We start from the raw sequence: 23,774 nt of genomic DNA, 5'->3' as shown, positions 1-23,774 counted from the left end.
TCGCATCGTTCGCAGGAATGCAAAATTGGAACACAGTCCAGTTTTTTCGAGACCGTTGGTCTCGTTACAGAACGCAGGCAAACTGCCGCGCCCACCGACTCGTGAACACGCTATTTCTACCAGGAAGTGGACACGTAGACCGTCTGAGTGTGAACAACGGTTCTACGTGTCGCGCACCCGAGAATCAGCGCCGTCGATCAGCCCAACGCGCGCAGGGCCGCCGATGCCGAGAACATCTTTGCCGGGTCACGGTCAGCGAAGTAGTCACCCATCACTGCGGACAGCGTTTCCGGCGACCAGGAATCTCCCTCTGCATCGAACCTCTGCTCGACGACGGGCGCCGCCATCAGCGCAACCATCGGTCCGTACACCACGAATACCTGACCGTTGACGGCGTCGGCCGCTGGTGATGCCAGGTACGAGACGAGCGATGCCACATGCTCGGGCGAGAGCGGATCGATGCCGTCGGCCGGCGCGTCACCGAACACACCTTCGGTCATCGACGTCCGTGCCCGCGGGCAGATCGCGTTGGCCCGTACGCCGTAGCGCGAGAGCCCACGTGCGGCCGACAACGTCAGCGCCGTGATTCCGGCTTTTGCAGCGCCGTAGTTGGGCTGCCCTTCCGGTCCGAGAAGGCCCGCCTCCGAAGAAGTGTTGACGATGCGCCCGTACACCGGCGCCCCGGCTTCCTTGGATTTCGCCCGCCAGTAGGCAGCGGCGTTGCGGCACAGGAGGAAATGGCCGCGAAGATGAACTTCGAGTACCAGATCCCAGTCTTCGTCGGACATGTTGAACAGCATCCGGTCGCGTACGACGCCGGCATTGTTGACGACAATATCGACACTGCCGAACTGCCCCTGCGCTGCTTCCATCAGTGCGTCGGCGGTAGAACGCTCACCGACGTTGCCTGCCACGAATTCGACTTTGGCGCCGAGACCGCGGATCTCCTCGAGCGTTGCTTCGACGGCCTCGTTCGGGGCCAGATCGTTGACGACCAACGACGCACCGGCCTTCGCCAGACCGATGGCCTCGAACTTTCCGAGCCCCGATCCGGCACCGGTCACGATGGCGACCTTGCCTTCGAGACTGGTTTCTGGGCTGTTCACAGCATTCATCGAAGCGCTCTCCCGGTTCTCTGCGGTCGTGTGTCGAGTTACCCGGCTCGATTGCCGTGACCCACGAGTTCGCAACTTTAGAACGTGTTCTTGTTTTGGGCAACCATCGTCACGGATGTTCGGTCAGTGCCGCGCGCGGGCACTGAGCGATCGCGGAACGGACATCCTCCCAGCGATCCTCCGGTGGGCGCACAGAACTGATCACGAGCTCCTCGTTGTCGTCGAGGTCGAAAATATCGGGCGCGATCCCGACGCACACACCGTTTGCCTCGCAACGGTCCAGATCAACCCTGACCTCCATGGCGATTCCTCTTCTCTACTCACAACTGCTCACACGAACACGGATACGAAACGAGTGCCGCAGGGCTGTGCCGCACACCGTTCCTGGCGATAACACTAGAACCTGTTTCAGTCGTGTGCAATGATTCGAAAAAGTACCGAGAACGGACGTCGAACGATCCGCCGGAGACGGCGAGGGCGCCCCTTGTCGCCGATGAACGCATCGATAGAACCTGTGTCAATCGAATGGTTGACGCTTTGATTCGTATCTCTATGGAGAGGTAACCATGCACATCACCTACACCCCTGAGCAGCAACAGCTCCAGGAGGAGTTGCGTGCCTACTTCGCACAACTGATGACTCCCGAGCGGCGTGAAGCGCTCGCCGCCACGACGGGTGAGTACGGCGAAGGCAATGTGTACCGCGAAGTCGTCGCGCAGATGGGCCAGGACGGCTGGCTCACCCTGGGTTGGCCGAAAGAGTACGGCGGACAGGAACGCTCCGCGATGGACCAGCTGATCTTCACCGACGAAGCCGCCATCGCCGGTGCGCCGGTGCCGTTCCTGACGATCAATTCGGTAGCGCCGACAATCATGCATTTCGGTACGGACGAGCAGAAGGCCTTCTTCCTGCCCAAGATCTCTCGCGGTGAGCTCCACTTCGCGATCGGCTACTCCGAGCCCGAGGCCGGCACCGACCTGGCCTCTCTGCGCACGTCGGCGGTCCGTGACGGTGACGATTACGTCATCAACGGGCAGAAGATGTGGACCAGCCTGATCCAGTACGCCGACTACGTGTGGTTGGCGTGCCGCACCGATCCGGAAGCCAAGAAGCACAAGGGAATCAGCATGCTGATCGTCCCCACCACGGCAGAAGGCTTCTCCTATACACCGGTTCACACCATGGCCGGCCCCGACACCAGCGCCACCTACTACCAGGACGTACGGGTCCCGGCGTCGTCGATCGTGGGTCAGGAACACGGCGGCTGGGCACTGATCACCAATCAGCTCAACCACGAGCGCGTTGCCCTCACCTCGGCCGGACCGATTCTGACCGCGCAGCGTGAGGTCCGTGAGTGGGCACAGAACACCAAGCTGCCCGACGGCCGACGCATGATCGACCAGGAATGGGTGCAGATCAATCTGGCTCGCGTGCATGCCAAAGCCGAGTACCTGAAGTTGATGAACTGGGAAATCGCCTCCGCAACCGATCACGCTCCCGGCCCCGAAGCTGCGTCCGCCAACAAGGTGTTCGGTACCGAATTCGCCACCGAGGCTTACCGCTTGCTGATGGAAATCCTCGGATCCTCCGCCACGATCAGGCAGAACTCCCCCGGCGCCCTTCTGCGCGGCCGCATCGAACGTATGCATCGTTCTTCGCTGATCCTGACGTTCGGCGGCGGTACCAACGAAGTGCAACGCGACATCATCGGAATGACAGCTCTGCGGCTTCCCGCATCGAAGCGATAAGGACCCACGATCATGGAATTCACCCTTACCGAGGCCCAGCAGGACCTGTCCGGCCTGACACGATCCGTAGTCACCGAACTGGTCACCAACGATCGCCTTCGTGAACTCGACGCCGCGGAAGACCGCTTCGACGCCATCTTGTGGAATGCGCTGGCTTCGGCCGGCGTCCTCGGTGCGGCCCTTCCGGAATCGGTGGGCGGCGACGGATTCGGTGTCCTCGAGCAGTGCAGCATCCTGGCCGAACTTGGCCGCGGCGTCGCAGCTGTTCCGTTCCTGACGTCCATCGTCGGGTCCGCCGCAGCGATAGCCGAATTCGGCTCGGACAAGCAGCGCGACGACTGGGCAAGCGCTGCCGCTGCCGGTGAGAAGATACTCACCGCGGCCCTCGCCGAGGAATACAACGACGACCCGGCGCACCCGATCACGCGTGCCGAGAAGACCGCCGAAGGTTGGCGCATCGACGGAGCCAAGATCACCGTCGACAGTGCACCGCTCGCAGATCTGTTCCTCGTCCCCGCCATCACCGAGGACGGCGTCGCGGTCTTCCTCGTCGAACCGTCGGACGCGGGCGTGAGCATTACCAGGCAATCGACCACAGATTTCTCGAGCGCGGGTCTCGTCGAATTCGATTCGGTGCAGATCCCGGCCGATCGTGTTCTCGGCTCGGTTGCCCAGGGATCGGACATCGCGGCGTGGATCGTCGAGCGAATTCAGCTCGGTTCGACCGCCTACCAGTACGGAGTGCTCGATCAAGCGTTGAAGCTGACCGCCGAATATGCCACCGAGCGTGTGCAGTTCGGTCGACCGATCGGTAGTTTCCAGGCCGTGGCCCAGCGCCTCGCAGACGGATACATCGACGTCAAGGGTGTCCGTCTGACTCTGTGGGCTGCCGCGTGGCGTCTGAGCGAAGGACTTCCTTCCGACGGCGCTGTACAGACGGCCAAGTTCTGGGCTGCAGATGCGGGACACCGTGTCGGGCACACTGCGGTTCACGTTCACGGCGGTGTCGGTCTGGACGAGGACCATCCGGTTCACCGCTACTTCCTCGCGGCCAAGCATCACGAGTTCCTGCTCGGCAACGCAACGGATCAGCTTCGCGCGCTCGGCAAGGTACTTGCCGCAGTCCCTGCCTGAGTGCGTCCCACCGAGTGGAAATCCATGACCTGGTCCGAGACGAATCGATGATGATGCAGCTATGAGTCAGAGCCCCACTGTTTCCGATCTACTCCTCGGAGTCAGCGAGATCGACGACCGCGGTCTCCGTTTCGAGGACCAGGTCATCACCTGGCGCGAGCACGTTCAAGGCTCGTTCGATCGAGCAGCGCTGCTGGACACGCTGCTCGATCGAACGCACCCCAGGCATTTCGGACTTCTGATGGAGAACGTCCCCGAGTTCTCGTTGCTGCTCGGAGCGGCATCGTTCTCGGGTTCGGTCGCCGCCGGGCTGAACACGACTAGGCGCGGCCCGGCATTGGCGCGAGACATTGCGCTCTCCGACTGCCAGGTCATCTTCACCGAGAACAACCAGGCACATCTACTCGACGACATCGATCTCGGCGACGTCCGGGTGATCAACGTGGATTCTCCGGCCTGGGCGGAATTGTTGGCGCCCTTCGCCGATACGCCGGCCTACGCGTCGACGGCGCAGCCCGACGATCTGTTGATGCTCATCTTCACTTCCGGAACCAGCGGTGATCCCAAAGCGGTTCGGTGCACGCACCACAAGTTGGCCTCTCCCGGCGTCATGCTTGCCGATCGTTTCGGGCTCGGCGCCGACGACGTCGTCTACATGGCGATGCCCATGTTCCATTCCAACGCGATGATGGCGGCGTGGACGGTCGCGCTGCACGCTCGTGCGGGAATTGCCATGCGACGCAAGTTCTCCGCTTCGGGTTTTCTACCCGACGTTCACAAGTACGGAATCACGTACTCCAACTACGTCGGAAAGCCGTTGTCCTTCATCGCTTCCACCCCCGAGGTGCCGAACGAGCGGGACAACACCTTGAAGATCATGTACGGCAACGAGGGTTCGGCGCCCGCCGTCGCCACCTTCGTCCGGCGCTTCGACGCTCGCGTCATCGACGGGTTCGGTTCCACCGAGGGCGGCATTTCGATCTCCGCGGCACCGGTTCCCCGGCCCGGCGCCCTCGGACTGCTCCCGGACGGCGTCAAGATCCTCGATCCCGAGACCGGAGCGCCATGCCCGCCTGCAGTCTTCGATGCCGACGGCCGGATCACCAACGCCGACGAGGCAACTGGTGAACTGGTCAATGTCACCGGCCCAGGCACATTCGCCGGGTACTACAAGAACCCGGAAGCCGACGCCGAGCGAATGCGCAACGGCCAGTACTGGAGTGGCGATCTGGCGTACACCGACGTCGACGGTTACGTCTACTTCGCGGGACGCAGTTCCGGTTGGCTGCGAGTGGACGGCGAGAACATCGGTGCCGCACCCATCGAACGCTCCCTGGTCGGTTACCCGGGCTTCGCGCAGGTGTCCGTGTACGCAGTCCCCGACAGCGACGTCGGCGACCGCGTCATGGCGTCGGTGATTCCGGTCGGCGATGTCGACAACTTCGACCCGGCAGCCGTCGCCGAATACATCGATTCCCGGCCGGAACTCGGGCCGAAGCAGAAGCCGACCTTGATCCGAGTGTGCAGTGAGTTCCCGAGAACGGCGACGTTCAAGGTGGTCACTCGAACGCAGAGCGCCGAACGCTGGAACACCTCCGATCCGGTGTGGATCCGTCGGCGTGGGGAATCCGACTTCCAATTACTCACTCCCGAAATGGCACTCGGACTCGAGAAAACGCGAGAGCCCGTCTAGTCCGATGTCTCAGTAGTGCTGAGCAAGCGGTTTGTGCGCCGACACCGTCTTGTAGAACTCGGTGAGCCGAAGCTGTGACGCCGCTGCCTCGTCGATCACCACTGTCGCGTGTGGATGCAGTTGGAGGACCGATGCCGGGCACACCGCGGCCAGCGGCCCCTCGACGGCAGCGGCAATCGCAGCGGCCTTGTGCTCGCCGGTCGCGATCATCACCAGATGCTTTGCTTCGCAGATAGTTCCGAGGCCCTGGGTGATCACGTGCCGTGGTACGTCGTCCGGACTCTCGAAGAATCGGGCGTTGTCGGTTCGAGTCTGTTCCGTCAGCGTCTTGACCCTGGTCCTCGAATTCAGTGAGGACGTCGGTTCGTTGAAACCGATATGACCGTTGCCGCCGATGCCCAGAAGTTGAACGTCCACCGGACCATTCGACGCAATCGCCCGGTCGTAGGCCGCCGCGGCGGCAAATGGATCCGGCGCGGTTCCGTCGGGGCTGAATACCCTTGCCGCGTCCAGGTCCAGGTGATTCACCAGCTCGGTGCGGATCACCTGGGCATACGACTCCGGATGGCCTTCCGGCAGGCCGACGTATTCGTCCAACAGGAACGCCTGCACGCCGGCAAAACTCAACCCTTCCTCGCGGTGACGGCGCGCGAGTTCGCGGTACACCGAGAGCGGTGAAGATCCTGTCGCCAGGCCCAAAGTCCGTGCACCTGAATGCACCGCGTGTTCGAAGACGTCGGCAACAACGGTGCCGGCCGCCTCCGCACTGTCGACAATGACAATTTCCATCGGTTGATTCCTCAGCTTTCGGTGTAGTTCATGAGCCAGTTCCCAGCGGCCATGACGGCGCGCGTTTCGAGTTCTGGACCGGTGACGATCAGATCGGCCCGGCAACCCGGCACGAGATCGCCGACTATTCCGGCCAGCCCCATCAGCGCAGCAGGCGTTGCCGTCGCTGCGATGACAGCCGAAAGCAGATCGACGCCCGCGTGATTGACGGCTCTGCGGACAATGTCCATCAACCGACTCGTCCCGCCGGCAATGGCCGTGTCCCCCTGGCCGGCCAGCCGCGCCACGCCACCGACCACGTCGACGTCGAGAGGTCCGAGTGGGTAGCGCCCGTCGGGCATTCCCGCCGCAGCCATCGCGTCGGAGACCAACGCGATCTGATGCGGACCGACCAGATCGAACACCGTCGCCACCGTCTCGTCGGCGAGATGTACTCCGTCCCCGATCAACTCGACCACCATCTGTCCTTTCGCGGCCGCGGCAAGACACGCCGCCACTGCGCCGGGAGCGCGATGATGCATCGGAGCCATACCGTTGAACAGGTGAGTGGCACTGAGCGGTGCATGCGCCGAGTGTGCGATCGAACGTGTCGCAATCGGGTTGGACGCATCGGTGTGTCCGATACTCACGACGGCCCGGTGACGCTCCAGCAATGAGGCAAGTTCGCCGAAGTGTGCTGTCTCCGGAGCGATCGTCATCGAGCGGATGTGCCCGCGGCCGGCTTCGAGCAGCGACTCGAGCAGAGCCGGGTCGCCGTCGAGAATGCTGTCGGGATCCTGGGCGCCACAACGGAGTACCGACAGGAATGGACCTTCCAGGTGAATTCCGGCCAGCGTGCCCTCGTCCACCAGTCCTGCCAGGAGCTCGATGCGACTGCGCAGGATCTGCGGCGGCGCGGAGACGAGCGAGCCGATCACCGAGGTCGTGCCGTTCGTCCGGTGGTGATCGGCAGCCACGGTGGATCCGAACTCGTCTGCCTCGGGGAAACCGAATCCGCCGGCGCCGTGGCAGTGAACGTCCACCAACCCCGGGATGATCGTTGTCCCCGCAGCTGCCCGTTCGGGTAACGGGTCGGTTCGCTGCGACGCGGGCCCGGCCCACACCACACGATCACCGGAAATCTCGACGACACCGTCCGGAAGCAGTTGCCCACCGGTCACCAGTTGTCCACGAAGAATTTGTCTACGATGCATCACGACATCACCTGCGGTACAACGGGAACTTCGGTATCCGCGATCGACAACTCACGGAGCACGGCGTCCGCGAGCACGTAGTGCCCTTGTTCGTTCGGATGGAATGCGTCAGCCAGGAGAGCCGGCGGTGGGCCCTCGGGAGAATGGGCCGTCCACTGCGCGTAGTGGTCGACGAACACCACGCGCGTCGAGGCGGCAACCTGCCGCACGACCTCGACGTACTGAACCAATCCCGCTCTGGTGGGCGCATTCTCGACGTCGATCGGTGGCGGCGTCTGCAGGATCGGCACCGCACCGATCGCTCGTGTCCGGAAGATCGTGTCCAAGAGGTCGTCTCGAAACCGCTCCAGTCCTTCTTCGCCATCCAATGCGTCATTCGTACCGAGCATGATCAACACCACCGAGGGTTCGAACACCTCGATGCGGTGTGCGAAACCCGCACGCACATCGGAGGATCGATTGCCGCTCACCCCGGTGTTGACAAGGACGTGGTTGAACAAGGAAAGCTCACCACGGATGCGCTCGGCGCAGTGTTCGACGTAACTTCGATGACCGTCGGTGTGCGTCAATCCCTGAGTGATGCTGTCGCCGGTGAAGACCCACCGTATCGGCGTCGAGGAGTCTACGAGCAAAGTCTCCAGTCGAATCCGTTCAGCAGTCCTGGACTTCAAACCCTTCGACGTCGGGGTCACACCCTCTGCCTTCCGGCGCCCGATACTGCGGCTGCAAATTTCGACGTGATGAACGCCGGATCCGTGATTGCGGTTCCGACAACCACCGAGTCTGCACCCAGGGCGATGGCGCGTGCCGCATCCTCCGGGCTGTGGTACCGCCCCTCGGCGATGAGGACTGCATCTGGAAGTGCCTGCCGCAGTTCCGAGATCAGCTCCAGGTCCGGGCCGGCCAGCCGTCGGCTGTTCTCGGTATATCCCGCCAGTGTGCTGGAGATGACGTCGGCGCCCGCCGCGGCGGCAGCGATGCCGTCCTCGAGTGTTCCACAGTCGGCCATGACGAGGCCGCCGCGATCATGGACCGCGTCGACGGTGTCGGCAAAGGTCAGCCCGTCCGGACGAGGCCGCAGCGTGGCGTCGGCAGCCACGATCTGCGCACCCGAATCCACGACTTCGAGGGCTGATTCCCTTGTCGGCGTGATGAACACGCCCTCCGAGCCGATCTTCGTCAAACCGATCACCGGTACCTTCACTGCCGACACGACTGCTGCGACATCCGGGGTTCCGCCCACACCGCCGCAGCGGATAGCCACCGCTCCCCCGTCGACCGCAGCGCGGGCCATCCTCTCGATGGTCCCGGTGTCGCGCAGGGCATGGCCGTGTCCGGCCTGACAGGACACGATCAGCTTCCCGCTGATCATCGTGAGCAATTCTTCGACAGTCACGGTGTTACCTCGATTCGTGTTGCGGCGGCCAGGAGCGCAGCGCCGACGAGCGGCGCATCGGTCCCCAAACGGGCAGGAAGAATGGCGGTTTCGGCAATGGGGCCCATCGCTTCCACCCGGAAAGCGGACGTCAGCGGAGACAGGAGGTCGGCTCCGATCTGGGCTGCGCCGCCGCCGATGACGATCACCTCGGGATCGAATGCAGTCGCGATGCCGGCCAGGACGCGGCCCAGCAGAGTACCGGCGTCGGAGACCACGGCACGGGCGATCGGATCGCCCGAGTGCATGAGCGCCACCACTGCCTGTAACGGTTGAGTGGGCACACCCGCCCGCGCTGCGTACTCGGCTGCCATCGCCGGGCCAGACGCGACTGCCTCGAGGTGATCGGTTCTGCCGCAACCGCAACCTATCGCCCCGGAGACCGGAACCAACAGATGCGCGAGCTCGCCGGCTGTTCCGTGGGCACCGTGGTACAGCTGACCGCCCACGGTCAACGCGCCACCGATTCCGGTACCGATCGAGACGAACAGTGCAGAGGTTCGACCGCGACCGGCGCCGATCATGTTCTCGCCGTGAGCCATCGCGCGCACGTCGTTGTCCACCGTCACCGGTAGGCCTGAGTGTGCCTCGAGTTCTCCGCGAACCTCGGCGCCACTCCATCCGGACAGAATGTCGGAGGCGAAGACGACGCGGCCACGCACCCGATCGATGATTCCCGGTGCACCGACTCCGATTCCGGCTACCGTGTGATTCGCCCTCAGACGGTCGATCAACGCGGTAGCGGTCCCGAGAACGGCTTCCCTACCCGCCGTCGGTGTTGCCGCACGAACGGTGTCGATCACGTCTCCGTCGGACGTCACCACCGCGGCAGCCACTTTGGTGCCGCCGATGTCGATACCGATCCATCGCTTCTGCCCAGATGTCATGTCAGAGGAGCCCGGCCTGTTCCAGAACGACCTTGATCGTTGCGGTCTCGGACTCGTCGAGCGAGAGCATCGGCGCGCACATCGTGTTGCCGGTGATGACGCCGCGCAGGGCCAGAGCCGTCTTGAACGCGCCAAGACCCGCGGCACCGGCACTGACGCGACCCGGTGTCGGCGCCTCGACGATGGAGAACAGATCGGTGAGTCGATCCTGCTCGGCCTTCGCTGCGGCCCAGTCTCCTGCCTGCGCAGCGCGCCACAGTCGTACGTAGCCGTGCGGGTCCACGTTGGCCAGGCCGGGCACTGCGCCCGAAGCACCCATCAGCAGGCATCCGTCGACGACTACCTCGTGCCCGGTGAAGACGGCGAAGTTTTCGAGCCCGGCCGACTGACGGATCAACATACGGAAACTGACGTCGTCGCCGCTCGAATCCTTCACGCCGGCGATGACTCCCTCGCGACCGAGCTCGACCAGCATTGCCGGGCTGAGCTTGCTGTGGACACGAACCGGGACGTCGTAGGCGAACAACGGAAGATCCACTGCGGCGTGGATGGAGCGGAAATGCGTTGCCGTCTCGGCTGCATCGGTGATCGCGTAGAACGGCGCCGTCGCGACGATGGCATCCGCACCAGCCTCGCGCGCCTGCTCGGCGACGGCGATGACCCGGTTGGTGGTCATGTCGTTCACTCCGACGAGGACCGGTACCTGGCCGCCGACGTGACCGATGGCCGTCTGCACCACCTGGGCGCGCTGAGCGTCGGTGAGGTAACCGACCTCACCCGAGGAACCGAGGACGAACAAGCCGTCGACTCCGGCTTCGATCTGCAGTGAGAGCAGGCGTTCGAGCGACGTGGTGTCGACCTCGCCCTCGAGCGTCAGTGGTGTGACGATCGGCGGGACGATTCCGCTGAAGGTGGTGGTTTCCGTGCTCATGGGGTCTCCATATGTTGGTTGTCGGATTGCGTTGTGGGTGCGGCTGTCAGGGAGAAACGGAGACCGGCTGACCGCTCGAGGCGGACAGATAGGCAGCATCGATCACGCGCATCGACGCGCGGGCGTCTGCCACGGTGTAGTCGGGTTCGGTCCGTGTGGGAAGTCGATCGAGCACGTGAGAGAGAAAGCTCGACACCGCGTTGTCCGAACCGAAGCCGCCGATGGGTAGTGCGGTCACGTCTCCCGAGGCCGCGAAGTGGGTCACGGCAGGTTTGTCGTCGTCGGAACTCGCGTATCCGTGGGAGCCGAGGACCCGAACCGTCGCGGTATTCGCGCCGAAACCCGGTGCTGCGGGGATTCTTCCGACGGTCACCGTCGCGGTGACTCCGTTTTCCAGGGCGAGCGAGATCAACGCCGTGTCTTCGACGCCGAACTGCTGGTGGGCCCCGCCGTACAGTGTGCTCGTCTCGGCGTACACCTCGGTGACGTCCAGGCCGGTGAGGTATCTGAGGTAGTCGGCGGCGTAACCGGCGAAGTTCACTACTTCTCCCCCGCCGGAAAGCGCGGGATCCACCACCAGTTCGGGACGCTCGACGGACGTCGCGAAATGTGTTCCGCTTGCGAGGAACTCGATGTCCACGTGGCGCGGCAGTCCGAGATTTCCGGCGTCGATCCAGCGGCGCAGTCGCCGGAGCGCAGGTGAATGAGTGCGGTTCACCACCGTACAGATTCGCCCGTTCGACCGTGCCGCTTCCTCGACCGCCGCGGCCTCCGACTCGTCGATACCCACCGGCTTGTCCACCAGGACGTCGAGTCCCGCGTTCAGTGCGGAAATCGCAAGCCGTGCATGCCTGGTCGGCTCACTGCAGATGATCGCCAGGTCTATCCGTTCGGGGTCGAGCAGCTCGCCGAGTTCGTCGATCCACTCGATGTCTGCGGCCTTTGCCATCGCGATTCCGTCCTCACGAATCCAATCGGGGACCGAGGATTCGTCGGAGGCCCCGACCAGGCTCACTCGAGGATCGGAACGCAACAGGTCTGCATAGGAGCCGGCATGCCTTACGCCGCTGACAAATCCGACGCGGATCGAAGCGGTGCCGGTCATTGGTGTTCTCCGATCGAGATCGCGCGGCCGGTGTCGAGTGATTGCTGTGCAGCGATGGCCGTAGCGAGAGCTGCACGCACCTGCCAGTTCTCGACTATCGGGGTCGCTGAACCGTCGAGAGTGGCGATCCAGTGGCGCATCTGATGCGACATCGCGTCCTCGATCGACGACGGCGGCGCGTTGGTCGTGTCCGTCATCAGTCCCGGGTCGTCGCCGGTGTCGTGCGCGAGCGTGCCGGAAGTCCCCGACACCACGATCCGGCGTACCATCTTTCCCGATTGTGGTAGCGCGTAGGCCAATTCGATGAGAGCCAGCGATCCGTCCTCGAAGCGAACGGTCAGATGGAAGCTGTCGTGCACGGGCATCCCCGCCGCGAAGGTGGGGAAACTACGAGCGAACACACGGGTCGGACGACGACCGATCAGCCACGTCACCAGATCGAGTGCGTGGGTTCCGTTGTGAACGGGGTGACCACCCGAACGTTCCTTGTCGTGTTGCCAGCCTCGCCAGCCCCCTGGCCAGACATGGCCGGTGTACCAACTGAGATGGATCAACCGGGGGTCGCCGATGGCACCTTGTGCAACCGAGTTTCCGATCGAGGTGATCGACGGCTGGAATCGTACGGTCTGTCCGACCATCAGTGAGGTGCCGCCACCTTCGGTGGCCTCGACCATGGCGTCGAAGTCCGCGACTGTCAGCGCGGCCGGCTTCTCCACGTGCACATGCTTTCCCGCGCGGCCCGCGGCTATCGTCACGGGTGCGTGGTCGGGAGTGGCCCCGACGACGTTGACCGCCTGCACGCTCGGGTCGGCGAGAATCTTCGCCAGATCGGTACTGGCCTTCGCGCCCGGCGCCAACGCCGCAACCGATGCGGCCCGGTCCAAGTCACTGCCGAATACGTAGGCGACTTCGACGGACGGGATGCGCGCCAAGGCGCTGACGTGGTCCCGCGCGATTCCGCCACTACCGATGACGGCTACACGCACCGTCACTTGGCACTTCCCGAGAGCGCTGCCGGTTCGCCGCCACCGAGTCGCACCTGTTCGGCGACGACGAGTGCGCGTTCACGTGCGTACGTCAACGGCGAGTCTGGATCAGCCTTGCCGTCGAGAACTGCTGCCATCTCGTCGATTTCGTGACGAATCGCAGCCTGCATCCACAGCGAGGATCCTCCGTTGCCCGAGTTGTACTTCTGCGTCCTGCTCGCAGCGTCGATCAACGATTGGTTCTCGGCGTCGACGTCGAAGATCGGCCACGACTCTACGACCTGTCCCCCGCGCAGTCGGGTGACCCGGCCGGTGTGGAAGTCCGCGTGGACCGAACCTTCGGTGGCATCGACGGTCAGCTGCCACGACGAAGTGTGTGACCGCGTCGAAATGGTGTGTCTGCCGATCGCGCCGCCGGCGAACGACACCACTGTGTTGCGGAAGCCGTCGTCCGCGGTGGCGATGCTCGACACGGCAGTCACCTCGCCGCCGAGCCAGCACATCAGGTCCAGTTCGTGAATCTCGTGAGTCAGTTCTCCACCCGTTCGGCTCTTGTCGAGCTTCCACCACTGTGGATCTGCGCCGTCGGTGTCGATCCAGCGTGAGCGAGACGTTTCGATCGCAGCGACCTCGCCGAGCTCCCCCGACGCCAGCAGGTCCGCCAGACGTCGTACACCCGGCATCATCCGCATGATGTGCCCGACCATCAACGGCGAACCGCTCGCGTCGGCGCTCGCGATCATGTTCTGCGCATCGACCAGTTCGACGGCGAGTGGCTTCTCGACAAAAACTGCCTTGCCGTGTTCGAGCGCCGCGATGGCAGGTTCGGCGTGCGCGTGATTGGGCGTCGCGACGACAACGAGGGCCAACTCCGGGTGAGCGGCCACCGCGTCGTGATCGTCTGTCGGGGTTGCCGAGAACTCTGCGGCGACGTCCTTGGCCCGCTCGAAGTCACGGTCGCACAGCATCGTCAGTTCGAAACGTGGATGGGCAGCCAGCTCGCGAGCGAGGGAACTACCGAAGAATCCGCAACCGACCACACCGACTTTGTATCGGGTCATGAAGTCTCCAAAGATTGGATGAGGGATGTCCTATGTTATACGGCCAGCGTCATCGCTCGTCAATTCGACGCCGGTAACACAGTCTTCATCTATGCAGGTGAGCGCACTATTTTTGGCTCGAATCCGGCGAAACGTCGAAGTTCGGCGCCGCCAGTTCCGAAGATTCTCTAGACGCTTTCTGATCCACAATGTAAGTTACGCAACATCGGACGTCGAACATAGGACATCCCCTATCCACTCCCTTGATGTCCCGCTCCCCGCCTTGGAGGCCGCCTTGAAGAACGAACGACCGCTGAGCTCCGCGTTCACCCGCCGAGACCTGTTCCGGTACACCGGGCTACTGGGAGCTGCAGCAGGTATCACCGCGACTCTCGCGGCCTGTGGCGGCGGGCCGTCGTCGACCTCGGTTGTCGGCGGTTCCGCGAGCACCGGCGATCTGACCACCGCCATCGGATACGGCAACGACCAGAGCTTCGACCCGATGCAGACTGCATCCGGTTTCCTCATGGCAGCGGTCAACCACGTCTACGAGGGACTGCTCGAAAACGATCCAGGCACCGGTGAGACGTATGCGGCGCTCGCACAGGCCGTCCCGACCGACGCCACCGCCTCGAGCTGGACCATGAAAATCCGCGAGGGAGCAACCTGGCACGACGGCACTCCGGTCACCTCGGACGACGTCGTCTTCACCTTCGATCGCATCCTCGATCCACAGCAGAACGTACTGATCCGCTCCTTCTTCTCCTCCTGGCTGCAGTCCGTCACCAAGGTCGACGACCAAACGGTGACCCTGAACTTCAACTACCCGTTCAGCGCTGCCGCACAGCGTCTCTCGATCGCCAAGATCATGCCCAAGCACGTCTTCGACGGCCACTGGGACGAGGCCAAGTCCGGAACGCTGGTCGTCGGTTCCGGTCCGTACAAGCTCAAGAGCCACACCCCCAAGAGCAACACAGCTTTCGAGGCCTTCGAGGCGTACAACGGGCCGCGTCCGGCCAACTTCGCGACCATGAACTGGCTCTCCATCGTCGACACCTCCTCACGCATCGCGCGCGTCTCGGGCAACAATGCCGGTGCACAACTCGCCGACAACATCCCCGTCGCCAACGTCCCCACTCTGACCTCCGGTGGGCGCACCGTCGAGGGCAACCCGGGCATGAACCTCATGTACCTGCTCTTCGACACGACTCAGGCACCGTTCGACGACGTTCGTGTTCGCCAGGCGATGTTCTATGCGATCAACACCCCGAAGATGATCGAGATCGCCCTCGGCGGCAAGGCAGCACCGGCCACGAGCTACCTGTACGAGCGCAACCCCGACTACGCGCGAGCGTCCACCGTCTACTCGTACGATCCGGACAAGGCCCGCTCGCTCCTCGCTGCCGCCGGTGTCAGTGGCCTCGACCTCACGCTGCTCTCCACCAACGTCAGCTGGTTGGCCGACTGCTTGCCGACCATCAAAGAGTCTTGGGACGCAGTCGGATTCAACACGACACTCGAACCGCAGGACACCAGCGCCATGGTGAGCAAGCTCAACAGCGGCCAGAAGTTCCAGATCGCCGCCGGTACGTCCAACCCGCAGGCATTCGGCAGCGACGTCGACCTTCTCGTCCGCTACACGTACAGCAAGGGCGGCTTGTGGACGAAGACCTACGCCAAGTGGGACGACACCCCCGAAGCGCAGAAGATCTACGCCACCATGGATGAAGCCACCCGCGAGACCGACCCGGCAAAGCGCAGCACCCTCGTGCAGTCGTACCTGAACCAGATCGCCGAAAATGCTGTCTACTACCCGGTTCTCCATCAGGAGCTCCTGACTGCGTGGGATCCGAAGAAGATCGCCGACGTCACTCCGCTGCCGTACCCCGGCGTCAACCTGCTTCAGGCGAAGCCGGCCTGATACCCGCCCGCTCGGCCGTTTCCCACAACTGAGAGATCCCCCGATGGCAAGAGTCCTCCCCAGGCTGATCAGGCGATTACTGATACTGATCCCCCTGATCCTCGGCATCATCGCGTTCGTCTTCATCGTGATGCAGTTCGCGCCCACCGATCCCGCAACCGCGGCGTTCAACGGTGGCAACCCGACTGCGGAACAGTTGCAGCAGTTCAAGGAAGAGAACGGACTGCTCGATCCGCTTCCGCTGCAATACGTTCACTTCGTGACCGATCTGGTCAGCGGCAACATGGGTGACAGTCTGATTTCCGGTACCCCGGTGTTGGATTCGATCTCCACCGCTCTGCCACTGACCATTCAGCTCACGGTTCTCGGACTGGTGATCGCCATCGTGCTCTCGCTGATCTTCGGCGTCACCAGCGCACTGTTCCGCGATCGTTGGCCGGATCAGGTCATCCGAGTGATCTCCCTCGGCGGTGTGGCGGCACCGTCATTCTGGTTGGCACTGCTGATGATTCAGTACCTTGCTGTCCAACTCGGATGGTTCCCTACCGGTGGCTACGTCAATCCGAGCGACTCCGTCAGCGACTGGCTCTGGTACATGGCGCTCCCGGCGCTGTCCCTGTCACTGCCCGTCGCAGCACAACTCACGCGCATCATCCGCACGTCGATGGTCGAGGAGTTGGACAAGGACTACGTCCGGACCGCGATCGGCAGCGGCCTGCCCTATCACGTGGTGATCGGACGGAATGTGTTGCGTAACGCGCTGATCAACCCGCTCACCGTCCTGGGCCTCCGTGTCGGTTACCTCCTCGGTGGCGCTGTGGTCATCGAGCAGATCTTCGGCCTGCCCGGCATGGGTCAGCTCATGATCAACGGCGTCACCAACGGTGACCCCGCAGTCGTTCAGGGAGTTGTCATCGTCATCGCGGTCGGCTTCGTCGTCGTCAACCTCGCCGTCGACATCCTCTACCTGCTCGTCAATCCACGACTTCGGAGCGCAGCATGATGAGAAGAAAACTCACCGAGAAGCTTTCGCGACCCGGCATCACCTTTTCTCGCTTCCCCCTCTCGGCCTGGCTGTCGATGGCGGTTCTCGCGATCATCGTGCTCGCCTGCCTCTTCGCGCCGCTGATCACGCAGTACACCCCGCTCGAACAGGCGGTGGGTACCGCGGGCCCCAGCGCCGACCACTGGTTCGGTCAGGACAGTCTCGGTCGAGATCTGTTCAGCCGCTTGCTCTACGGCGGACGCTGGTCGCTGACCATCGGTCTCGGTTCCACCTTCCTCGCACTGTGCGCCGGCGCTCTCATCGGATCGGTGGCCGCAACGAGCCGAAAAGGCGTCGACGAGACCATCATGCGTGTGCTCGACGTGGTCATGGCGTTCCCGGGCATCGCGCTCGCTGCCGTACTCGTCGCAGCCTTCGGTGGTTCGATTCCAGTTCTGATCGTCACTATCGCGTTCCTCTACACACCGATGGTGGCTCGCGTCGTTCGCGCGAACGTTCTCGCTCAGTACGGCGAGGACTACGTCGCGGCCGAAAAGGTTATCGGCGCAAGAACTTCACACATCGTCGTCAAGCACGTCGTAGCCAACTGTGCTGCGCCCGTTCTCGTCTTCTGCACTGTCATGGTCGCCGACGCCATCGTGCTGGAAGCCAGCCTGTCGTTCATCGGCGCCGGTGTGCGTCCCCCGGATCCGTCGTGGGGATCGGTGATCGCCGACGGCAAGAACATGGTGCTTCTCGGTGGTTGGTGGGCAACGGTGTTCCCCGGCCTGCTCATTCTGCTGACGGTGCTCTCCCTCAACGTGCTCGCCGAGGGCCTGACGGACGCGATGGCAGATCCGAGTCTGAAGAAGACCAAGAAGACGCCCTCCGCGCTCCAAGCAGCGCAGACCGCTGCAGCGGAGGAGACCTCCAACGAACTCATTCTGGAGGACGAAGCCGCATCGGTCACCGACACTCCGGAGTTGATAGACGACTTCGCCGATCCGAGCGTCGTGAAAGATGTTCTCGAGCCGGCCGCCGAGCCGACTCCTCTCGAAACGCACCTGAAGATCCTGGCGGAAACCGAGCGGTCCCGCTCCGATCGTCTTGTGTACGAGGGCGATGCCGCGCCACTCCTCGAGGTCCGCAATCTCACGATCCGGTTCCCGGAACGCTACGGAGACACGGCGATCGTCGACAACGTGAGCTTCACCGTCCGCCCGAACGAGACGATGGCACTCGTCGGCGAGTCCGGTTGCGGAAAGTCGCTCACCTCGCTGGCGATCATGGGTCTGCTACCCAAGACGGCAGTGGTGACCGGCGAGATCCTGTTCGACGGAGTCAACGTCCTCGAGCTGAACAACCGGGAGCGAAACAAGCTGCGCGGGCACGACATGGCCATGATCTACCAGGATGCGCTGAGTTCACTGAATCCGGCGATGCTGATCCGCGCGCAGTTCAAGCAGCTCACCAAGCGCGGCGGTACCCGCACAGCCGAGGAACTGCTCGAACTCGTCGGACTCGATCCGGTGCGCACTCTCTCCAGCTACCCACACGAGCTTTCCGGTGGTCAGCGTCAGCGCGTTCTGATCGCCATGTCGCTCACCCGCAGTCCGCGGTTGATCGTCGCGGACGAGCCCACCACCGCTCTCGACGTCACCGTCCAGGCCCAGGTCGTGGACTTGCTCAACGCCCTTCGGGAAAAGCTGGGGTTTGCCATGGTTTTCGTGAGCCACGATCTTGCACTCGTTGCTTCACTCGCTCACAAGATCACGGTGATGTACGCCGGTCAGGTCGTCGAGTCGGCGCCCACGAGTGATCTGCTCGTCGATCCCCGCCACGAATACACCCAGGGCCTTCTCGGGGCCGTTCTCTCGATCGAGGACGAAGCGCCGCGGCTGCATCAGATTCAGGGAACTGTTCCCTCGCCCGGAAACTTCGCGCCGGGTGACCGTTTCGCCGAGCGTTCCACTCGCCCGGACTCCGACCCCCTCCGAAAGCCGGAGATGGTCCGGGTCGACGGGACCGAGCATTGGTTCGCCAGCCAGTCCGCGACTCCCGTACGTACAGAATCGGAATTGGAGAGCGTGCGATGACTACAGCTGAAGCACCCATCCTGGAACTGAAGAACATTCACGTCGTCCACAAGACCCGTTCGGGATCACTGTTCAAACCGGGCACGGTTCACGCGGTCAACGATGTCAGTATCGACGTACGACGAGGGACGACGATCGGCATCGTGGGCGAGTCGGGTTGTGGCAAGTCCACTCTGGCCAAAGTCATGGTCGGACTGCAGAAGCCGACGTCGGGCGACGTGGTCTTTCGCGGCCGAAGCGCTCTGACCCGGTCGGCCGGCGTGCGCAAGGAGTTCGGCCGAGCGATCTCGATCGTCTTCCAGGATCCGGCTACCGCGCTCAATCCCCGAATGACGGTGGCCGACATCCTCACCGATCCACTCGACGTCCACGGCATCGGCAACCGCGCGAGCCGAACCGCCCGAGTTCGCGAGCTGGTCGGTTTGGTCGGACTCCCCCAATCTGCGCTCGAAGTCATCCCGAGCCAGATCTCCGGCGGTCAGCGGCAACGTGTCGCGATCGCGCGTGCACTCGCGCTCGAACCTGACGTCATCGTGGCCGACGAGCCGACGTCGGCGCTCGACGTCTCGGTGCGAGCGCAGATCCTGAATCTGCTCAGCGACATCAAGGCTCGGTTGGGGCTCGGCATGGTGTTCATCTCGCACGACATACAGACGGTGCGGTACGTCTCCGACACCATCGTCGTCATGAACGCCGGGCGGATCGTCGAGCAGGGAACGGCCCAGGAAGTATTCGACAGCCCGTCCGATGCGTACACGGCCAAACTGCTGGGTGCGGCGCCCAGCCTCCTGCAACGCACCGTTGACGTGGGTTGACCAATGGAGCGGATGACCGGACATAGGATGAAGGACGTTCGTATCAGAAAAGGGGAATCGATGTCTGTCCGGAGTGGCACACAGGGCGCTCGTTTCAGCGCGCAAAACCGCATGCGCGCACTTCAGACGGACATCATGAACTTGATCCTCGAACGCAGGCTCTCCCCCGGCGACCCGATGCCCACCGAGGCCGAACTGTCCGAGGAATTGGGTATCGGCCGAAACACGCTCCGGGAGGCGCTCAAGGTTCTGCAGGCCTTGGGTGTCGTCGAGATCCGTCACGGCTTCGGAATGTTCGTCGCCCCTAGCAACTTCGACGCTCTCGCCGACGGCCTGACCTTCCGTGGCCGGTTGTCCTTGCAGGGCACCGGGCACGAGGCGATGGAACTGGTCGACATTCGTCAGGCACTCGAGACCGGACTGATCGGTGCGGCGATGGCCGAGATGACGTCGGCCGACCACGCCGACCTCGACGAACTCGTCACCGGCATGGAGGTCCGTGCCGCTGCCGGGAAGAACTTCTCCGACATCGACGCGACCTTCCACTCCCGCCTGTACTCCCCGCTGGACAACCAGGTCCTCGCTCAATTGATGGACGTCTTCTGGCAGGTGTACAGCGAGATCCAGCAGGCCATCGGGCATTCGGATACGCCACTGATCGACATCGCGTCGAAGCACCGTGCGATTCTCGACGCGATCCGTACGGGTGATGCAGTCGAGGCGGCGCACACTCTCGATGTGCACTTCGGTGGCCTGCGCGAGCGGATCGCGAGTCTCCATGCGTCCGAAGCGCAGTAATTTCGAAACACGTGATTTTGCTCCGCTGGCTCACCATCGCGCCCGTTCTTCCGGCAAAATTACAGGTATGAAGAACCCGAACCTGACGCCTTCGCGCGTTCTCGCAGTTGTTCTCGCTGCCGCCCTGGTCATTTTCGTGATCGCACGCCGCCGCGACGACGGCGCCCTCAGCCGCGGAGAATGGTTGTCGGACACCGTCGGACCGGACGACCTCGCCGGCTGAACGACGTGTGCCCTCGGCCGAAACTCGGCCGAGGGCACACGCACGTGTCATCTACTACTTCATCGAATCCAGTCGGGTTCGCGCGTCCTCGAACCCGGACACCAGCTCTGCCATGACCTCGGCGACCGGGCGGATCTCGTTCATCCGTCCCACGATCTGACCGACGGGCATTGCCACAACTTCCGGGTTCTCCGATGCAGCGATTCTCTGATGAGCGTCGCTGACCAGAAGGTTCTGCAGCGGCATCGGCAAGGGCGCCGGTGCTCCCGGGTTCGACCAGGCTTCCGTCCACTTGGTCTTGAGCAACCGAGCGGGCTTACCCGAGTAGATGCGCGAACGAACGGTGTCGGCCGACGTCGCGCCCAACAGTGCACGCTGAATAGCGGACGGGCCCTCGCCCGATGCACTGCCGAGTTTGTATTCGGACGTGGTGAGCCAGTACGAGCCCATCCACACTCCGGACGCACCGAGTGCAAGTGCGGCAGCCACCTGACGGCCGCTGCCGATACCCCCGGCAGCCAGTACGGCAGCTGAATCACCCAGTGCATCAACGATTTCCGGAACGAGAACCATCGATGCGATTTCGCCGGTGTGACCGCCGGCCTCGTAGCCCTGCGCGATCACGATGTCGACACCGTTCTCGACGTGACGACGTGCATGCTCGACGGCGCCGGCCAGCGCTGCTACCGGTACGCCCTTCTCGTGTGCCTGATCGATGACGTCCTTCGGCGGTGATCCCAGTGCATTCGCAATCAACGCAATCCGGTGTCCCAGAGCAACATCGACGTGTGACCGCGCCACCGAGTGAAGCCATCCCAGTACGCCGGTCGCATGCTCGACGTCGTCGGAAAGCGGCGGCACACCGAGCTCGTCGAGCGTGCGGTTGACGAAAGCGCGGTGCTCCTCCGGAATCAGCTTGTCGAGATCGACGGCGCCGCCCTCGGTCGGCACCTTGGCCGGCATGACGATGTCGACGCCGTACGGCTTACCGTCGGTGTTCTCGTCCATCCACGTCAGTGCGGCTTCGAGCTCTTCCGGGTCGTTGAACCGGACGCAACCGAGCACGCCCAGACCTCCCGCGCGGCTGATCGCGGCCGCGACGTGCTCGGAAGGAGTGAATCCGAAAATCGGGTATTCGATGCCGAACTTGTCGGCGAGATCCGAACGCATCAGGCTTCCACGCTTTCGTTTGCGGACGCCACAGGAGCGCCGTTTCCGTTGTGATCATCGGCCTCGCGCGATTCCGTTTCGGCCTTCGCCCAGCGGTAGTCGGGCTTGCCTGCCGGGTTGCGCTTGATCTGGTCCACGAACCACACGCTGCGCGGAACCTTGTATCCGGCAATCTCTTTGCGTGCTGCGGTGGCGATGTCGTGCAGCGTCGGCGACGTGCCTTCGCGTACCTGGACCACTGCGGCAACGCGCTGACCGAAGCGCTCGTCGGGGATACCGACCACCAGGACGTCGAAGATGTCCGGGTGCGCCTTCAAAGCGCCCTCGACCTCTTCCGGGTACACCTTCTCGCCGCCGCTGTTGATCGACACCGACCCGCGGCCGAGCATCGTGACCGTGCCGTCGGCTTCGACCTGCGCATAGTCGCCGGGGATCGAGTAGCGAACGCCGTTGATGGTGCGGAAGGTTTCGGCCGTCTTGACCTCGTCCTTGTAGTAGCCGAGCGGGATGTTGCCCTTGCGAGCGAGCATGCCGCGCTTGCCCGATCCGGGTTCGACCTCGTTGCCGTCGTCGTCGAGAACCGTTGTGGAGGCGTCGATCTTGACCGTCGGACCGCCAGTGTGCTTCTGACCCTTGCTCAGCACGGCCAGTCCGCCGAAGCCGGTCTCGGATGCTCCGATGGAGTCGGTCAGCAGGCGGTTGGGCAACAGTTCGAGGAACTGCTCCTGGATACTCGGCGAGAAGAGTGCAGCACTGCTGGCCATCACGTAGAGCGTCGAAAGATCGTACGGCTCACCGGTCTCCGGGTTTCCGGCGATGAGTGCGTCGAGCATCGGACGGCCCATCGCGTCACCCGTGATGAAGATCAGGTTGACCTTGTGCTTGTCGATGTTCTGCCACACCTCGTGGGCGTCGAATTCCGGGTGCATCAAACAGGTTCCGCCGCCGAAGAGGCTGTGGAATACCGCCGACTGCGAACCGCCGTGAATCATCGGAGGGATCGGGTAGCGGATCATGCTCGGGTTGGCGGCGCCGACCTTCGCCATCTCGTACTCGTCCTCGACCGGAACTCCGGTGACGAAGTTGATGCCTCCGCCGAGAACACGCCACCAGTCCTCGTGACGCCACATGACGCCCTTGGGACTTCCGGTGGTGCCGCCGGTGTAGAGCATGAAGATGTCGTCGTTGCTGCGCTCTTCGAAATCACGCTCACCCGAACTCTGCGCGAGTGCGTCCTCGTAGCCGATGCCGAAAGCACTGAAGTCCAGATCGGTGCCGTCCTCGACCACGATGACGGACTTGACCTTGGGAGTGTTCGGCAGGACGTTCGCGACCTTGTCCGAGTAGCGGCGCTCGTGAATGAGCGCAACCATGTCGGAGTTGTCGAAGATGTACTGCAACTCGTTCTCGACGTACCGGTAATTGATGTTGACCATCACGGCCCGGATCTTGAAAACCGCGACCATGGCCTCGATCGCCTCGATGACGTTCCGGCAGTAGATGCCGACCTTGTCACCCGGCTGAACGCCATGTTCACGCAGGTAGTGACCGAGGCGGTTTGCTCGGTCCTCCAACTGTGCATAAGTCATCTCGCGGTTGTCCGAGACCAGCGCAACGCGGTCCGGAACGAGGTCGATTGCGTGCTCTACGAAGTCTGCGATGTTAAGGGCCACGAGTTCAAAGTAGAACGTGTTACCGTTTCTGGCAAGA

22 protein-coding genes are annotated in these 23,774 nt (G+C 63.3%); 9 read left to right on the top strand and 13 right to left on the bottom strand.

Annotation, left to right across the window (positions count from 1 at the left end; translation table 11 throughout):
* Positions 1-197: 197 nt before the first annotated feature.
* Together ATN38_RS28615 and ATN38_RS28610 are read right to left on the bottom strand one after the other, a co-directional pair.
* Positions 198-1,115, bottom strand: coding sequence for a 3-oxoacyl-ACP reductase (locus ATN38_RS28615; protein WP_007734334.1), 918 nt, complete (start codon positions 1,113-1,115; stop codon positions 198-200).
* A gap of 109 nt (positions 1,116-1,224) precedes the next feature.
* Positions 1,225-1,416: a ferredoxin gene (locus ATN38_RS28610; RefSeq protein ID WP_007734330.1), complete on the bottom strand. Its 192-nt coding sequence runs from the start codon at positions 1,414-1,416 to the stop codon at positions 1,225-1,227.
* Between the two features lie 265 nt (positions 1,417-1,681).
* Between ATN38_RS28610 and ATN38_RS28605 the strand changes: the two genes are divergently transcribed.
* The 3 genes from ATN38_RS28605 (at position 1,682) to ATN38_RS28595 (ending at position 5,690) form a co-directional block, all read left to right on the top strand.
* Positions 1,682-2,863 (top strand): acyl-CoA dehydrogenase family protein, encoded by a 1,182-nt coding sequence (locus ATN38_RS28605; RefSeq protein ID WP_003945878.1) that lies wholly within the window; start codon positions 1,682-1,684, stop codon positions 2,861-2,863.
* A 12-nt stretch (positions 2,864-2,875) separates the two neighbouring features.
* Positions 2,876-3,997: an acyl-CoA dehydrogenase family protein gene (locus ATN38_RS28600; RefSeq protein ID WP_058039188.1), complete on the top strand. Its 1,122-nt coding sequence runs from the start codon at positions 2,876-2,878 to the stop codon at positions 3,995-3,997.
* 61 nt (positions 3,998-4,058) lie between these two features.
* Positions 4,059-5,690 (top strand): long-chain-fatty-acid--CoA ligase, encoded by a 1,632-nt coding sequence (locus tag ATN38_RS28595; RefSeq protein ID WP_218749157.1) that lies wholly within the window; start codon positions 4,059-4,061, stop codon positions 5,688-5,690.
* 9 nt (positions 5,691-5,699) lie between these two features.
* Here the strand turns inward: ATN38_RS28595 and nagB are convergent, their stop codons facing one another.
* From nagB to ATN38_RS28550, 9 genes are read right to left on the bottom strand one after another with little or no spacing between them, the layout of a single operon-like run.
* Complete coding sequence (gene nagB / locus ATN38_RS28590; protein WP_042449513.1) at positions 5,700-6,479, bottom strand: glucosamine-6-phosphate deaminase; 780 nt, start codon at positions 6,477-6,479, stop codon at positions 5,700-5,702.
* A gap of 11 nt (positions 6,480-6,490) precedes the next feature.
* Positions 6,491-7,672 carry an N-acetylglucosamine-6-phosphate deacetylase gene (locus ATN38_RS28585; protein WP_042449511.1) on the bottom strand — a complete coding sequence of 394 codons (1,182 nt, stop codon included), beginning with the start codon at positions 7,670-7,672 and terminating at the stop codon, positions 6,491-6,493.
* Positions 7,672-8,364 carry a GDSL-type esterase/lipase family protein gene (locus ATN38_RS28580; protein WP_047269587.1) on the bottom strand — a complete coding sequence of 231 codons (693 nt, stop codon included), beginning with the start codon at positions 8,362-8,364 and terminating at the stop codon, positions 7,672-7,674. The genes ATN38_RS28585 and ATN38_RS28580 overlap by 1 nt, the downstream gene beginning before the upstream one ends.
* Complete coding sequence (locus ATN38_RS28575) at positions 8,361-9,068, bottom strand: N-acetylmannosamine-6-phosphate 2-epimerase (RefSeq protein ID WP_218749156.1); 708 nt, start codon at positions 9,066-9,068, stop codon at positions 8,361-8,363. The genes ATN38_RS28580 and ATN38_RS28575 overlap by 4 nt, the downstream gene beginning before the upstream one ends.
* A complete protein-coding gene (locus tag ATN38_RS28570; protein ID WP_007734314.1) occupies positions 9,065-9,994 on the bottom strand; it encodes an ROK family protein in 930 nt (309 codons plus the stop codon). Before ATN38_RS28570 ends, ATN38_RS28575 begins: the two co-directional genes overlap by 4 nt.
* Before the next feature lies 1 nt (position 9,995).
* Complete coding sequence (locus ATN38_RS28565) at positions 9,996-10,925, bottom strand: dihydrodipicolinate synthase family protein (RefSeq protein ID WP_218749154.1); 930 nt, start codon at positions 10,923-10,925, stop codon at positions 9,996-9,998.
* Between the two features lie 46 nt (positions 10,926-10,971).
* On the bottom strand, positions 10,972-12,030 hold the full coding sequence (locus ATN38_RS28560) for a Gfo/Idh/MocA family protein (RefSeq protein ID WP_042920434.1): 1,059 nt from the start codon (positions 12,028-12,030) through the stop codon (positions 10,972-10,974).
* Positions 12,027-13,022 carry a Gfo/Idh/MocA family protein gene (locus ATN38_RS33245; protein ID WP_042449501.1) on the bottom strand — a complete coding sequence of 332 codons (996 nt, stop codon included), beginning with the start codon at positions 13,020-13,022 and terminating at the stop codon, positions 12,027-12,029. Before ATN38_RS33245 ends, ATN38_RS28560 begins: the two co-directional genes overlap by 4 nt.
* Positions 13,019-14,077, bottom strand: coding sequence for a Gfo/Idh/MocA family protein (locus tag ATN38_RS28550; RefSeq protein WP_218749153.1), 1,059 nt, complete (start codon positions 14,075-14,077; stop codon positions 13,019-13,021). Before ATN38_RS28550 ends, ATN38_RS33245 begins: the two co-directional genes overlap by 4 nt.
* A 274-nt stretch (positions 14,078-14,351) precedes the next feature.
* Here ATN38_RS28550 and ATN38_RS28545 point away from each other — a divergent pair, with 274 nt between their 5' ends.
* From ATN38_RS28545 to ATN38_RS28520, 6 genes are all read left to right on the top strand, one after another.
* Positions 14,352-15,977, top strand: coding sequence for an ABC transporter substrate-binding protein (locus ATN38_RS28545; RefSeq protein WP_007734285.1), 1,626 nt, complete (start codon positions 14,352-14,354; stop codon positions 15,975-15,977).
* A 43-nt stretch (positions 15,978-16,020) separates the two neighbouring features.
* Positions 16,021-16,980 (top strand): ABC transporter permease, encoded by a 960-nt coding sequence (locus tag ATN38_RS28540; protein ID WP_218749152.1) that lies wholly within the window; start codon positions 16,021-16,023, stop codon positions 16,978-16,980.
* The gene (locus ATN38_RS28535) at positions 16,980-19,058 is read left to right on the top strand and encodes a dipeptide/oligopeptide/nickel ABC transporter permease/ATP-binding protein (RefSeq protein WP_218749244.1); all 2,079 of its coding nucleotides are present in this window, start codon (positions 16,980-16,982) and stop codon (positions 19,056-19,058) included. The genes ATN38_RS28540 and ATN38_RS28535 overlap by 1 nt, the downstream gene beginning before the upstream one ends.
* Positions 19,055-19,873 carry an ABC transporter ATP-binding protein gene (locus ATN38_RS28530; RefSeq protein WP_003945888.1) on the top strand — a complete coding sequence of 273 codons (819 nt, stop codon included), beginning with the start codon at positions 19,055-19,057 and terminating at the stop codon, positions 19,871-19,873. The genes ATN38_RS28535 and ATN38_RS28530 overlap by 4 nt, the downstream gene beginning before the upstream one ends.
* Positions 19,874-19,933: 60 nt before the next feature.
* Positions 19,934-20,671: a FadR/GntR family transcriptional regulator gene (locus ATN38_RS28525; RefSeq protein ID WP_007734278.1), complete on the top strand. Its 738-nt coding sequence runs from the start codon at positions 19,934-19,936 to the stop codon at positions 20,669-20,671.
* A gap of 67 nt (positions 20,672-20,738) precedes the next feature.
* Positions 20,739-20,894 carry a hypothetical protein gene (locus ATN38_RS28520; protein ID WP_003945810.1) on the top strand — a complete coding sequence of 52 codons (156 nt, stop codon included), beginning with the start codon at positions 20,739-20,741 and terminating at the stop codon, positions 20,892-20,894.
* A gap of 54 nt (positions 20,895-20,948) precedes the next feature.
* Here the strand turns inward: ATN38_RS28520 and ATN38_RS28515 are convergent, their stop codons facing one another.
* Together ATN38_RS28515 and ATN38_RS28510 are read right to left on the bottom strand one after the other, a co-directional pair.
* A complete protein-coding gene (locus ATN38_RS28515; RefSeq protein ID WP_003945863.1) occupies positions 20,949-22,064 on the bottom strand; it encodes a nitronate monooxygenase family protein in 1,116 nt (371 codons plus the stop codon).
* The gene (locus tag ATN38_RS28510; protein ID WP_039973409.1) at positions 22,064-23,737 is read right to left on the bottom strand and encodes an acyl-CoA synthetase; all 1,674 of its coding nucleotides are present in this window, start codon (positions 23,735-23,737) and stop codon (positions 22,064-22,066) included. The genes ATN38_RS28515 and ATN38_RS28510 overlap by 1 nt, the downstream gene beginning before the upstream one ends.
* Between the last annotated feature and the right edge of the window lie 37 nt (positions 23,738-23,774).

The sequence above is a fragment of the Rhodococcus sp. FH8 genome (assembly GCF_019266085.1).
In the GTDB taxonomy this organism is placed as follows: Bacteria; Actinomycetota; Actinomycetes; order Mycobacteriales; family Mycobacteriaceae; genus Rhodococcus_F; species Rhodococcus_F qingshengii.
The sequence above is the reverse complement of the archived record's forward strand: the minus strand, read 5'-3'. Positions and strand labels throughout refer to the sequence as shown.